This window comes from Nonomuraea glycinis, assembly GCF_035920485.1.
In the GTDB taxonomy this organism is placed as follows: Bacteria; Actinomycetota; Actinomycetes; order Streptosporangiales; family Streptosporangiaceae; genus Nonomuraea; species Nonomuraea glycinis.
Genome location: NZ_CP109166.1, coordinates 6,978,458 through 6,992,242 on the forward strand (window position 1 = coordinate 6,978,458; position 13,785 = coordinate 6,992,242).

At 70.6% G+C, this 13,785-nt stretch carries 11 protein-coding genes; 8 read left to right on the forward strand and 3 right to left on the reverse strand.

What is annotated here, in order from left to right; translation table 11 throughout:
- The first annotated feature begins 16 nt into the window (after positions 1-16).
- Entirely contained in the window at positions 17-1,087 is a 1,071-nt protein-coding gene (locus OHA68_RS32730) for a HesA/MoeB/ThiF family protein (protein ID WP_327103680.1), read from the forward strand.
- Positions 1,088-1,229: 142 nt separating this feature from the next.
- On the forward strand, positions 1,230-2,438 hold the full coding sequence (locus OHA68_RS32735) for a hypothetical protein (protein WP_327103681.1): 1,209 nt from the start codon (positions 1,230-1,232) through the stop codon (positions 2,436-2,438).
- A gap of 64 nt (positions 2,439-2,502) precedes the next feature.
- On the opposite strand, the gene OHA68_RS32740 is transcribed toward OHA68_RS32735, so the two are convergent.
- Entirely contained in the window at positions 2,503-3,336 is an 834-nt protein-coding gene (locus tag OHA68_RS32740) for a PaaX family transcriptional regulator (RefSeq protein ID WP_225278249.1), read from the reverse strand.
- A gap of 103 nt (positions 3,337-3,439) precedes the next feature.
- Between OHA68_RS32740 and OHA68_RS32745 the strand changes: the two genes are divergently transcribed.
- The 6 genes from OHA68_RS32745 (at position 3,440) to OHA68_RS32770 (ending at position 10,083) form a co-directional block, all read left to right on the forward strand.
- Positions 3,440-4,366: an SDR family oxidoreductase gene (locus tag OHA68_RS32745; RefSeq protein WP_327103682.1), complete on the forward strand. Its 927-nt coding sequence runs from the start codon at positions 3,440-3,442 to the stop codon at positions 4,364-4,366.
- A gap of 1 nt (position 4,367) precedes the next feature.
- Entirely contained in the window at positions 4,368-5,261 is an 894-nt protein-coding gene (locus tag OHA68_RS32750) for an amidohydrolase family protein (RefSeq protein WP_327103683.1), read from the forward strand.
- Entirely contained in the window at positions 5,258-5,716 is a 459-nt protein-coding gene (locus tag OHA68_RS32755) for a MaoC family dehydratase (protein WP_189144910.1), read from the forward strand. The genes OHA68_RS32750 and OHA68_RS32755 overlap by 4 nt, the downstream gene beginning before the upstream one ends.
- Positions 5,717-5,845: 129 nt before the next feature.
- Entirely contained in the window at positions 5,846-7,198 is a 1,353-nt protein-coding gene (locus OHA68_RS32760; RefSeq protein WP_327103684.1) for an MFS transporter, read from the forward strand.
- A gap of 12 nt (positions 7,199-7,210) precedes the next feature.
- The gene (locus tag OHA68_RS32765; RefSeq protein WP_327103685.1) at positions 7,211-8,782 is read left to right on the forward strand and encodes an acyl-CoA synthetase; all 1,572 of its coding nucleotides are present in this window, start codon (positions 7,211-7,213) and stop codon (positions 8,780-8,782) included.
- A 638-nt stretch (positions 8,783-9,420) separates the two neighbouring features.
- Positions 9,421-10,083: a DUF6461 domain-containing protein gene (locus OHA68_RS32770; RefSeq protein WP_327103686.1), complete on the forward strand. Its 663-nt coding sequence runs from the start codon at positions 9,421-9,423 to the stop codon at positions 10,081-10,083.
- 272 nt (positions 10,084-10,355) lie between these two features.
- Here OHA68_RS32770 and OHA68_RS32775 read toward each other — a convergent pair whose 3' ends face one another.
- Entirely contained in the window at positions 10,356-10,607 is a 252-nt protein-coding gene (locus OHA68_RS32775; protein WP_327103687.1) for a GntR family transcriptional regulator, read from the reverse strand.
- Between the two features lie 429 nt (positions 10,608-11,036).
- Positions 11,037-13,784 (reverse strand): sugar-binding protein, encoded by a 2,748-nt coding sequence (locus OHA68_RS32780; RefSeq protein WP_327103688.1) that lies wholly within the window; start codon positions 13,782-13,784, stop codon positions 11,037-11,039.
- Position 13,785: the final 1 nt, after the last annotated feature.

The window sequence follows — 13,785 nt, forward strand, 5'->3', positions numbered from 1 at the left end:
ATTGGCTGATGCGCCGATGAGGCCACGACTCAAAGGCATCGCCTGGGAGCGGGTCGGAGATGAGCTGCGGCTGGTGCACGACCCCCGCGACCAGCTGGTTCTGACCGACCCCGACGGGACGGTGGAGAAGCTCCTCGGTCTGCTCGGCGAGGGCGGCAGGACCGTCGCCGAACTCGCGGACGAGTTGTCGCTGGACGAGGCCGACGTCCAGGGCGCCGTCGCGGCGTTCGACGCCGAGCGGCTGCTGGAGGACGGCGACCGTCTCGACCGGCTGGAGCCCGCCGACACCGAACGGTACTTCAGCAACCTGGCCTTCTTCGAGTCGTTCAGCTGTCTTGACCGCAGCCGCGAGGACCTGCAGCGACGGCTCCGCGAGTCGCACGTGCTGGTGCTCGGCACCGGCGGTCTCAACTCCAACACCATCCCCCACCTCGCCGGGCTCGGCGTCGGCAGGATGACGCTCCTTGACCGGGACACCGTGGACCCGCGCAACTTCGCGCGGCAGTACCTCTACCGCTGGGACGACGTCGGCTCCCGTAAGGTGGCGCGCGCTGCGGACTGGGTTCGCGCCTTCGACCCGTCCATCGAGGTCGAGACGATCGACCTGGGCGTGGAGAACCCGGAGCAACTCGATGAACTCGTCGGACGTACCAGGCCCGACGTGGTGGCCTCCGGCATCGACCGGCCCGGCGAGATCGACCTCTGGGTCAACGCGGCCTGCGTACGGCACGGGGTGCCGTTCGTCAGAGGCGGCATGTGGGTCACCTCCGGGACGGTCTGGTCGGTCAACCCAGGGGTCAGCGCCTGCCGCGCCTGCGTGCCCCCGAACGCCGAGCCCGACTCCGACGATCCGGACCTGGCCGCGATCCGCCTCTACCGCAACGGGCCCCGGCCGAACCGCGGCATAGGCCCGGTCGCCGGCCTTCTGGGGGCGTTCGGCGCGTTCGAGGTCCTGCGCTACCTGACCGGGTTCGAGCCACCGGCGTACGCCGGTCGGCCGCTCATCGTCGACTTCGCGGGCGGTTGCGCCACGAGTCGCACCGAGTGGCCACGCAATCCCACCTGTGACGTATGCGGAGGGAGGTGATCATATGAAGATCGAGATCGTGCGGATCGAGAACACCCGCCTGACCGTGGACGCGGACCCGGGGTCGGACTCCTGATGATCCGGGGCCGCACTCCGCTTCGGTGGGGAGTGCGGCCCCTCGCATGTGAAGGTGGAGGAGAAGATGGCCGCGTCTTCGGACGTTGATCTGCGTGAGCGGGCCGCACGGCTGACGGTCGCCTTCGACGGCGAGGCCTGGGTTCTGGGACGGCCGGATCTGGGCGTCTTCGTCGCGGTGCCGGAGCCGGGCGCGGTCTTCGTCACCACTCTGCAGGACACGGGCTCGGCTGCCGACGCGACGGCACGGGCGAGCGAGGCGGCCGGCGAACCGGTCGACGGGAATGACTTCATCGACGGTCTCACAGCCGCGGGCCTGCTCGACCCGGCCGCGGCCCCGGACGGCACCGCCACGCCCGTCGGCCGGCGGATCAAGTGGATCGAGGGAATCAGCCCCCGGGCGGCGGCCCGCCTCTTCGGGCGTACCGGCTGGTCGTTCTACGCGGCGGCGCTCCTGTTCGTGCTCGCCGTCCTCCTGACCCGTCCTGACCTGCGTCCTTCCTGGCAGGACGCGTGGTTCCTGCCCAGCCCGGGGCTGTCGGTGCTCGGCTGGCTGGTGCTGGGCATCGCGTTCGGCGCGTTGCACGAGGCCTGGCACTGGCTCGCCGGACGGGCGATCGGCGTCCCCGCGACCTTCCGGGTCAGCTACCGCGGCATGTACATCGTCTACGAGACCGACCTGACCCAGATCGTCGCGGTGCCGCGCAACCGCCGGCACGGGGTGTACCTGGCCGGGATGGCCATCGAGACCGTGGTCGTGGCGGCCGCGCTGGGCCTGCGGACGCTCACCCCGCCCGGTGGCCTCGACGACCTCCTCGCCGCCGTGGTCCTGTTCAGGATCGTCGCCATCGTGTGGCAGTGGGCGGCCCTGCCGCTGCGCAGCGACTCGTACGCGCTGCTCGCCAACGCGCTGCGCTGCCACAACCTCTACCGGACCACCTGGCTGACCGTGAAGAACCGGATCTTCCGCCTCACCGGGCCCGAGACGACCGAACTGGCCGGCGCGGGCGCGCGGGACCGCGCGATGGCCCGCTGGTTCGCGCTCCTCTATGTGGCGGGCATCGCCGTCATGACCTGGCTGTTCCTCACTGTCATGCTGCCGCTGATGCTCTCGCTGGCCCAGTGGAGCGCGGCTCAGTTCGCCGGGGGACGGATCGGCTCGGCCGGCTTCTGGGAGGCGCTCGTCGTGACCTTGTACGTGGGGCTGCGGCTCGGCCTGCCCCCGCTGCTAGCCCTCCGCGAGCGCCGCCTGCGCCGAGCCGGCGAACTCCTGTGAGGTCACGCTCCCGAACCTGCTGATCCGTGCCGGCGAACAACATCACCGCCGCCCACGCGAGGGCTCACACGGGAAGCTCGTCCAGGATGGCGGCGGCATGCTCGGCGGCGCGTGTCTCGTACTCCCGCGCGAGCGTCTGGAAGACCTGCTCGGCCCGGATGGCCGGCCAGTCCGGGGGCAGGTGCTCGGCCGGCAGGTGGGGATCCTGGCGGACGAGTTGCAGCCAGTCGGTGTGCAGCAGCAACTGGCGGGCGAGGTCGTCCGGCGCGTCGGGGAGCGGCCGGGGCACGTCCCACTGAGTGAGGAACGCCCGGTAGCGTCCGGCGATCCGCTCGATGTCGAAGGCCTTCCTGACGAGGTCGGCGGTCTCGGTCGGCTTGAACGCCCCGGCGGTCAGCACGGTGACGTGGTCGCCCAGCTCCAGCGAGGCGATGAGGTCGGTGACGTCCTTCTCGCCCGGCGCTATCCACAGCCCGTTCTGCAGCAGGCCGAAGCCGTTCCAGATCAGCTGGGAGCGCAGGTCGTGCCGGGTGCTGCGCCGGCTGTCCGGTAGGGAGAACCCGACGAGCGTCCAGGTGCCGTCCCAGTCGCGGTTCACCGCACCGGTCTCCCACACCCGTCTGCGCCCGTCCTTCAGCACGTCCGCGGCGTGCGGGGTGAGCCCGAAGTACACCTTTCGTCCTCGCCGGTGCCGGGTCAGCAGGTTTCGCTTGACCATGCGGGCGAGCGTCGAGCGTACGGCCTCCTCGGAGACGTTGAGGCGGGCGAACACGTCGATGACGCTGCCGGAGTAGACGGCCACGCCGCGGTGCAGCACGTAGATGCCGAGAAAGCTGAACATCAGGGACTGCGGGCGCGGGAGCTGCGCTGCCGGGTCGTCTTCGCCGTCGAGGGTCACAGCCAAAGGGTAGACGGTTCTCCATGTCATGCAAATCTTTGACGGTAGTCACATAAGTGCCATAGATTCGGTGGTGTCACGCTGCCAATGAAAGGTGAGGTACATGGATCTGTCGGGCAAGGTGGCCGTCGTCACGGGCGCGGGTCGTGGCCTCGGGCGCGCCTACGCCGAGGCGCTGGCGGCGGCGGGGGCGGCGGTCGTCGTGAACGACCTGGACGGCGACTCGGTGGCGGGAGTCGTCGACGGGATCATCGCGAGCGGGGGCAGGGCCACGGCCGTCGTCGCCCCGGTCGGCTCGGCCGAGGCCGCCGAGCGGCTGGTCGCCGCGGCCGTCAAGGAGTTCGGCCGGTTGGACGTGATGGTCACGAACGCGGGCATCCTGCGCGACCGGGTCCTGTGGAAGATGTCCGACGAGGACTTCGACGCGGTGATCGACGTACACCTGCGGGGCACGTTCACCTGCGCCCGCGCGGCGGCGGTGCGGATGCGCGAGCAGGGGGCGGGCGGCCGGCTGATCCTCGTCGCCTCGCCCGCCGGTCAGCGCGGGAACTTCGGCCAGACCAACTACGCAGCCGCCAAGGCGGGCATCGTCGCCATGGCCCGGACCTGGGCGATGGAGCTGGCCAGGGCGAACATCACGGTGAACGCGATCGTCCCGGTGGCGGCCACGGAGATGACCAAGACGATCCCGGTCTTCGCCCCGATCATCGAGGAGTCGGAGCGGACCGGGCAGCCGTTCCCGCAATGGCTGCGCAGGGACGAGGGCCTGGGCACGGTCGAGGACGTCGCCCCGCTCGTCACCTTCCTCGCCTCTGACGCCTCCGCCGAGGTGACGGGCCAGGCCATCGGCATCGGCGGCGACCGGCTGGTGCTCTGGTCCCACCCCGGCGAGAAGGCGGTGGCCTACGCCGACGGCGGCTGGACGGCCGACGCGATCGCCGCCTCCTGGCGGACGGGCGTCGGCGCCGACCCCGAGACGTACGGCGTGCCCGCGCCCAAGGTCCCCGGCCAGAAGACGGCGGAGAGCTGAGATGCCGCGCATGGACGTCGGCGAGCTGGTCGCGATCGACGTGCACACGCACGCCGAGGTCTCCGCCGGCGGGCACGTCTCGCTGAGCGCGGAGCTGTTCGGCGCCTCGGAGAAGTACTTCAAGGAGCATCCCAGGCCGACCATCCCCGAGATGGCCGCCTACTACCGGGAGCGCGCCATGGCCGCGGTGGTGTTCACCGTCGACGCCGAGCACGCCACCGGCCACCCTCGCATCTCCAACGAGGAGGTCGCCGAGAGCTGCGCCGAGCACCCCGACGTGCTGATCCCGTTCGCCAGTGTCGATCCGTGGAAGGGCCGGGCGGGCGTCCGCGAGGCGCGCCGGCTCGTCGAGGAGTACGGCGTGCGCGGCTTCAAGTTCCACCCCAGCCTCCAGGGCTTCGCGCCCGACGACCGCATGGCCTATCCCCTCTACGAGGTGATCCAGGAGCTCGGCGCGATCGCCCTGTTCCACACGGGCCAGACGGGTATCGGCGCGGGCGTCCCGGGCGGGGGCGGGATCCGGCTGAAGTACTCCAATCCCATGCTGGTGGACGACGTCGCCGCGGACTTCCCCGATCTGAGGATCGTCCTGGCTCATCCGTCGTTCCCTTGGCAGGACGAGGCGCTGGCCGTCGCCACGCACAAGCCCCATGTCTACATCGACCTGTCCGGATGGTCGCCCAAGTACTTCCCGCCGCAGCTCGTCCGGTACGCGAACACGTTGCTGAAGGACAAGGTGCTCTTCGGATCCGACTATCCGGTGATCACCCCGGACCGCTGGCTGGCCGACTTCGACAAGCTCGAGATCAAGCCGGAGGTCCGCCCCAGGATCCTCAAGGACAACGCCGCGCGCCTGCTCGGGCTGTGCGCGCAGGAAAGGACGGCACGATCATGACCACGACGGTGCACGGGCTCGGCGAGATCAAGGCGCTCGCCGGGACGGACCTCGGCCACAGCGAATGGCTGGAGATCACCCAGGACCGGGTGAACACCTTCGCCGACGCCACCAACGACCACCAGTGGATCCACGTCGATCCCGAGCGGGCGAAGGGCGGGCCGTTCGGCGGTCCGATCGCCCACGGCTATCTGACCCTGTCCCTGGTCATCCCGCTCTTCACCGAGCTGCTCGACATCCGGGGCGTGACGATGAGTGTCAACTACGGACTGGAGAAGGTCCGTTTCCCCAGTCCCGTCAAGGTCGGCGCCAAGATCCGCCTCGCCGCCGCCGTGGTGTCGGTGGAGGACGTCCCCGGTGACGGCGTCCAGATGCTGCTCGACTTCACCGTGGAGGTCGACGGTGCCGCCAAGCCCGCCTGTGTCGCGCGCGTGATCTACCGTCACTACGCCTGAACCGGCGAGACGTACGGCCAGCGCACACCCGCCATATTGGGCAAACTGTTGACGTCCGTTAGTAATGTGCCTAACCTCCGGGGCAAGCAAGCGAGCGTCTCAGCTCGCTCCCGGACGAGGAGCTCGGTCATGCCGAACCTGTCAGTCACACCCCCCAACCGGATCCAGCTCCGACGCGCGGTCGCCTCAAGCTTCCTGGGCAGCGTCATCGAGTACTACGACTTCCTGCTGTACGCCACCGCCTCGGCCGTGGTGTTCAGCAAGGTCTTCTTCTCCTCCCTCGACCCGCTCACGGCGACGGTCGCCAGCTTCGGCACCTTCGCCACGGGCTACCTGGCCAGGCCGCTCGGCGGAGTGATCTTCGGTCACTTCGGCGACCGGCTGGGCCGCAAGCGCATGCTGGTGATGACCATGACCCTGATGGGCGTCGCCAGCTTCCTCATCGGCCTGCTCCCCACCTACGCGCAGATCGGCGCCCTCGCGCCCATCGCGCTCATCCTGCTCCGGATCCTGCAGGGCATCGCGGTCGGCGGTGAATGGGGCGGGGCCGTGCTGATGTCCGCCGAGCACGCGACCAGCCGCCGCGGACTGTGGGCGAGCTTCACCAACGCCGGAGCCCCCTTCGGCATGGTGCTGTCCACCGCGGCGCTCGGCGGCACGGCCGCCGTCCTGGGCGAGGAGGCGTTCCTCAGCTGGGGCTGGCGGGTGCCGTTCCTGATCAGCGTCGTCCTGCTGGCGGTCGGCCTGTTCGTCCGGCTGCGGGTCGAGGAGACCCCCGTGTTCAAGGCCGCCGCGGACCGCGGCACCCGGACGCCGCTGCTGGACGTGCTCCGCAACCACCCGAGGACCCTCCTGCTCGGCGTGGGCGTCGGCCTGTCCGCCTTCGTGGCCCAGGGCACGCTGACCACCTATCTCATCGCCTACGGCGTGCGGGCCGGCTTCGCCAGGCCGGACGTGCTGAACGCGCTCACGCTCTCGTCGGCGCTGGCCGTCCTGGGCATCCTCGGGTGGTCGGCGCTGTCGGACCGGGTGGGACGCCGCCCGGTCGTGCTGGCCGGCGCACTGCTCATGGCCGTGTTCGGCTTCGCCCTTTTCCCGATGGTGAACGCCGGCAGCGTCGCCGTCCTCACCCTCGCGCTCGTGCTGGGCCAGGCGGTCATCCACCCGATGATGTACGGCCCGCTCGCGGCGCTGTACACCGAGGTCTTCGCCACCAGGAGCCGCTACACCGGATCCTCGCTGGGCTACCAGCTCGCCGGGCTCGGCGCCGGCCTGGCCCCCTTGCTGTTCGCGCAGCTCGACGCGTCCACCGGAGGCGGCGGGACGATGATGATCTCGGTGATCGTGGCCGCCTGCTGCCTGCTGACGGTGCTCTGCCTCCTGGCCCTGGGCGAGACCAGCCGCCACGACCTGACCGCGGTCGACTCGGCGGCGCCCGCGACCGGCCGCGCCGCGGACTCGGCCGAACCGTCCTCCACCTGACAGGAGTCACCGATGCGTAACGCCGGACTGGGAGGCTGGCCGGCCCGCCGGGCCCTGATGAGCCCGAACCGCGCCGCCTTCGTCTTCGACGGCCGGGCGGTCAGCCACGCCGAGGTGCACGAGCGGACGACCAGGCTCGCGTCGAGTCTGCGCGACGCCGGGGTGCGGGCCGGGGACCGGGTCGCCTACCTCGGCCCCAACCACGTCGCCTTCGTCGAGACCATGTTCGCCACGCACCTGCTCGGCGGGATCTTCGTCCCGCTGAACTTCCGGCTGACCGCACCGGAGATCGCCTACATGATGGCGGACTCCGGAGCCTCCGTCCTCGTCTACGCGCCGGAGTGCGCCACGGCCGTGCGCGGTCTTCCGGGCCTGAGCGCGGTCGTGGCGCTGGAGTCACCGATGCCGGGGGAACTGGAGTACGAGACCTTCCTGTCGCAGGGCGACGCCACGCCGATCGACACCCCGGTCGCCCTCGACGACATCGCCCTCATCCTCTACACCTCGGGCACGACCGGCCGTCCCAAAGGGGCGATGCTCAGCCACGCCAACCTGGTGTGGAACTGCTTCAACATCATGGCCGGCGTCGACGTGGCGAGCACCGAGGTGACGCTGATCAGCGCGCCGCTCTTCCACGTCGCGGCGCTGAACCAGACGCTACTGCCGACCTTCCTCAAGGGCGGCACCTCGCTGATCATGCCGTCCTGGGACGTGGACTCCTGCTACGACCTCATCGAGAAGCACCGCGTCACCTGGATGTTCGGGGTCACCGCGATGTTCGCCGCCTTCGCGCGGTCGCCGCGGTGGGCCGACGCCGACCTGTCCTCCCTGCGGACCCTCATGTCAGGGGGAGCGGCGATCCCCGTCGCGTTGATCCGCACGTATCAGCAGCGGGGCCTGGTCTTCTGCCAGGGCTACGGACTGACGGAGACCTCGCCGGGCGCCACCTTCCTCGAGGCGGGCGAGAGCGTGCGCAAGGTGGGGTCGGCCGGCGTGCCGGTCTTCTTCGCCAACGTCCGCGTGGTCCGGCCCGACGGCACCGAGACCGAGGCCGGCGAGGCGGGCGAAGTGCTCATCCAGGGGCCGAACGTCACCCCTGGCTACTGGCGCAACCCGGAGGCGACCGCCGCCGCGCTGACCGAAGAGGGCTGGTTCCACTCCGGGGACATCGCCACCCTCGACGACGAGGGACACCTGTACATCGTCGACCGGCTGAAGGACATGTACATCTCCGGCGGGGAGAACGTCTATCCGGCCGAGGTGGAAGGAGTGCTCTTCGAGCATCCGGCCGTGGCGGAGGCCGCCGTGGTCGGGGTGCCCGACGAGAAATGGGGCGAGGTCGGCCGGGCCTTCGTCGTCCCCCGCGACGGCGTCACCCTCACCCCCGCCGACCTGGCGGACTTCCTCCGTTCCCGGCTCGCGAAGTACAAGATTCCCGTCTACGTCCACATCGTGGACACCCTGCCAAGAACCGGCTCAGGCAAAATCCGCAAGCCAGAACTGCGCACCCGGCCCCTGTCCCCGGGCGCGGCACCACCCCGCTCGCCGGCTACCGCGTCGTCCAACCCCCAAGAGCAAAGATGATCAGAGGCAGCCGCCTGCTGCAACGGACCTATCGGCCTCGCCGTCCTGATCTGCCCGGCTCCCGAAAATCACGCGGCGGTTCAGAACGGCGCGCTTCTTCCCTTGGCATGTTGAAGATCAGCAAAGAGCGACGTGAGCAGGTCTTCCCCACAGAGTGGGTCCGCTCGCCTCCGAGGCGAACTCGGCGGCGCCTGAGCCAGGCCGCTTGGAGTGCCGGCCTTTGGCATTCCTCGGCCTCGCACCGACTGTGCCCCTGCCTGCCCCGGACATGGCGCGTACCGACCGTAGAAGATCGGCTGTGTGGGCCCGCATTGCCGTACAACGCTGCTGAAAAGCCCTCCGGGATCATCCCAGAGGGCTCTTGAACTGGAGTGCGGCCGACAGGAGTCGAACCCGTGACCTTCTGATCCGTAGGGAAGGGCAACCGCCTCATCAACGGCCTCTTGCCCTGTTCAGATGGTAGATGCGAGTCGGTGGAGAGTGATCCTGTAAGGCGGTGTTGCTGTATCGGCTGCTGTACAGCGCTTTTTCAGCGGAGATCAGGTGTCCATCAAAACGGGTCTGCTCCAATGTGGGCCTTCATCGGGGTGGCCGCCGATATCGACTGATTGTCGGTACGGCCTGCCACCATGTCCCGCATGACGACATCCGACCCCTTGGCCCAGTTCCAGTGGCTCAACGTGTCCGAGAGTTCGGGCGGCGGCGCACTGGGTGTGATCTTCAGCGTGGCCTTCTTCCGCGGGCTCGATCCGGCGGAGGTGGTGCGCCGCTTCAGCCGCGGTGAGAACTCCGGCCAGGAGTCGGACTTCGGCGGGCTCGACGACAAGGCCTACGAGTTCGTCAACGAGACGGACGGTGGGGACGGCGGCGGTTACGTGGGCGTCTTCAAGGCCGGCGAGTGGTGCGTGGCCATCGAGCCCCACGGTTGGATGGTCACGCTCCACGAGGTGGTGACCGAGCTGTCGCGGGGTTGTGAAGTGCTGGCGGTCACCCGGCACGACTACGCCGCCGAGCACAGTTTCGAGTACGCGATCGACGGCACGGTTGTCACTGGTTACCGGCTGCGACATCCGCACGAGCGTTACGGCTCCGACCCTGACCGGCTCAACGGCTTCATGCAGGAGTTGGGCATGGGGCTGGACAAGCCGGAGGACGAGGCCGCGTGGGACGCCGCTTGGGCGGAGAACTACGACACCGCCGTGCCAAGGGGCTTCGCCCTGGCGGCGAAGGTCACGGGGGTGCCGTTCAGGCCGGACATGCTCGACCGCCCGATGCTCGTGGGGCCTATTTTGGAAAAATGATCGTTTTGTGTCGTCCGGCAATACTCTCTGGTCGGCGTACCACCTGACCGCCCTGGCGGTGCCAGGGGTTGCCTCCACGGAGGTGTGGGAGGCGGTCAGGGGCGGAATCTAACCGCCGACCTTCCGCCGACCGACAACGGCAAGCAATTCACCGCCCGGTTCGGTCATGGCGGGGAGGTGCTGTTCGACCGGATCTGCCGGGACAACGCGGTTGATGCTTGACGCTGATGCTGCTAGCTCTCGTGGGTGGGGCTTCGCTCGGTAGGGGCTGCCTATCCGTCCGTAGGTTCGGTGTCCTGGGGAGGGCTGACGAAGCTGCCCATGCCGCGGACGGTGTAGACGGTCCCCTCTTCGCGCAAGGCCCGCATGACCTTGTGTGCGGTCATGCGGGCGATGCCGAACTCCTGCATCAGGTCGTTTTCGCTGGGGACGCGGGAGCCTGGGCGGTAGGTGCCGGCCGCGATGCGCTCGCGGATCACGTGGGCGACTTGCTGCCATCTGGGCTGATCCTCGCGAAACTCCACCCTCTGACTGTAGGAGTCTGCGATCTCCCACTGAGCTCCTAGTTGTGCTCGGCAGGCGGATTGTGGTTCGTCCGCCGCATCACCGGTGAGTCTCCCGCCGTCATCGAGGAGAGCGCATGGCTGTCCGCTCGCGCCGGCGAGAATCTGTGGTGGCGAATCCTGCGCGGTCAGGCGCGCTGACTCAGCGCTCCCGCCTGTTGTTAGAAGAATGTGCCGGGCGATCTCAACGGGCGCGACGCCGTTGGCGTCAGCGTCCGACTACCGAATCAGACGGTTGATCTCGGGGCTGCTGTACGGAGATCAAAAGGCTTTCCGGAGTCACCCGGAGGGCCTGTGAATGGAGTACGGCCGACAGAAGTCGGACCCGCATCCCTTCTGAACGTGGCCAGAAGGGATGCCGATCGTCGCCGCAGGAGCACCCCACGCCGCTCAGCGCAACGCCACCTGCGAAACTGCCGTCCCGGTGCCGGAGCCCCAGCCCGCGACCACCCTGGGGCCCGCACCCAACGCCCGGTTCACCGGGACGGTCACGGTCGTGCCGCCCTTGCGGGAGACGGTGACCACGCGGCTGCCCGCCGTGCCCCGGTCGTCGCGGACGAACACGTGCGCCGTGCCGGGGGCGCCCGCGCGCAGCGTCACCTTCACCGAGCCTTGCCCGCGCGTGGCGGCGACCACCCGGCCGCTGCGCGAGGCCTGAGCCGCGGGGCCGCCCGCGAGGGGGACGTGTACGCGGACCGCCTGCTCCAGCGACTGCGGGGAGTCCAGGCTGGACAGGGCGGTGGAGGGGATCACCGGGTCCGCCGGGGTGGTCGGCCGGTCCGCGGGAGGCCGGTAGCCGGGCAGGGTCGCGACACCCCACCGGTACGGGTCTCCCTGCACGCCGCCCCACGTCGACCAGCCGATCCGGGTCTGGCCGGTCTTGTCCTGCGTGTCGGAGTCGTACACCAGGATGTTGAGCCCGAGGTGGGCGGGGTCGACGGCCGAGGGCAGGAGGGCCATCGGGATGGCCATCTCCACGGCGTATCCTCCGGCCTGGACCTTGGCGGCCACCCGCATCCCCGGCGCCGTCTCCTCGCCTGGCCCCTGGCGGCTGTCGGCGTCGCGCAGGAAGCACGGCGGCCCTTCGGCCGTCACCGGCAGCACCGCCGCCTTGAACGTGGTGGAGGTGTTCTCCGAGGCGCCGCGCGGGTCGACGGTGACCTCCACCGCGTCGGTGCGCCAGTGCCGCTTGCAGTCGGCGGCGGGCAGACGGGTGCCGAGCACGTCGTCCTTCACCTCGACCAGCAGGTACAGCGTGTCGTCGTGCCAGGTGACCTTGGCCGTGCCCGAGCAGTCGGCCGCCGAGGAGCACGCGGTGCCCTCCCACAGCCGCGAGATGTCCAGGGCCGGGCCGGGGTGGTCGCCGCCCTGCCCGTCGACGACCGGCGCGGACGCGGCACCCGGGACGGCGGTCGCCGGCACGAGCTCCAGCGCGGGCCTGCTCACGTCGGCGCCATCCGCGCCGCTGCTCGTGGTGATGGTGTACGCGTAGTCGCCGCCCTCGTTCGAGGTCTTGAGCGAGGGGTCGGTGTTGGTGACGGTGAACGGCACCGTGGTCGACTCCCCGGCCGGGAGGTCGCTGTAGGGGGCCTCGGTGCGGGAGGCGGTGAAGCCGGCGGGCAGGTCCAGGCGTACGGTGCCGGACCGGGTGGTGTCGCCGACGTTGGTGACCACGACGCCGACCTGCCGGGAGCCGCCGGACGGCAGGGTGAGGACGGGCGTGACCAGGCCGCGCAGCTGCGGCACGCCGACCTCGGCGGCCCACTTCTCGTACTGGGCGACCTGGGGGAGCGGCTGCTGCGCTCCGCGTACGGCCGGGCTGAGCTCGACCTGCCGGTCGGTGTAGCCGCGGCCGCGCTCGGTGGTGAGCGTGGCCGCGACGCGGGCCCGGTCGCCGCCGCCCTGCGGCGGCGTCACGGTGAACGTCGCCGAGCCGGTCCGGCCGGGGGTGAGCCGGCCCAGGTCGCCGGACCCGCGCACCTGCCAGCCTTCCGGTACGCGCAGCGCCGCGGACGAGCGGCCCAGCGGTTCACGCGGCGGCGCGGTGGCGGTGACCTTGACGGTGAACGCCGTCCCCGGGCGGACGTCGAACGTGCTGGGGCGCAGGCCGAACAGGGTGCCGAGCGGGACCGTGCCGGCCGGCCGGGTCAGCGCGCCGTCGAGGATCGCCGTGGGCGCGGTCGCGGCCGGGGTGCCCGGCTCGGGGACCGGCACCCGCGTGTCCACCTGCGTGAAGAAGTCGCAGCCGAGCTGGGCCGGGTCGGTGGGCACGTCGGGGAAGACGGCCCAGCCCTGGGAGGCGTACGCGCGCTGGGCGGCACGCTCGACGGCGGCCCACGTCGCGCCCTGGGCGGAGGCGCGCCCGCTCCAGACGCCGTACACGTTCTCGGCCGGGTTCGCGGGGCGGAACGTCGCGGCGCAGTCCTGGCCGGTCCGCGAGGTGCCGCGGCCGCCGCCGGTGAGCAGGCGGGCGGGGGCGAAGGGGCGCAGGCCCTCGCGGGTGATCTGCTCGGGGAACGCCTGGGGGTCGGCCGCCGCGTAGAAGGCCTCGATGGCCAGCCGCGCGGCCTGCTGGTGGTTGCCGTGGTTGCCGGGCGTGGGGGCGGGGCCCATCGTGAGCAGCACCTCCGGCCGGGTCTGCCGGACGATCCGGACGACCTTCGCCAGGGTGTCGCCGCCCCAGACCTGGTCGGTCAGCGGTGAGCTCACCGTGTAGTAGAAGTCGACGTCGTCGAGGTTGAACACCTCACGCACGCCGGCCTTGGCGACCGCCGTCCGCTCCTCGGCCTCGCGCAGCAGGCCCAGCGCGGGGCCCTCCTCGGGGCCGACGGCGTTGCCGCCGCCCTCGCCCCTGGTCACGGTGACGACGCCGGTGCGGACGTGGTGGTCCTCGTGCCACTGGCCGAGGGTGGACAGGCTGAACGCCTCGTCGTCGGGGTGGGCGCCGACGAACAGCGCGTCGAGGTCGACAGGCGCGACGTCGGCCCCGCCGGCGAGGACGGGGGCGGGGGCGGTCCTTCCAGGCAGGACGGGGGCGGTGGTCGCGGACAGGACGGGGGTGGCGGTCCTGGGCAGGGCTGGGGTGGCGGGAAGGACGGTGAGCAGGGCGGCGGTCATGACCGCCAGGCCGGTGCGCATG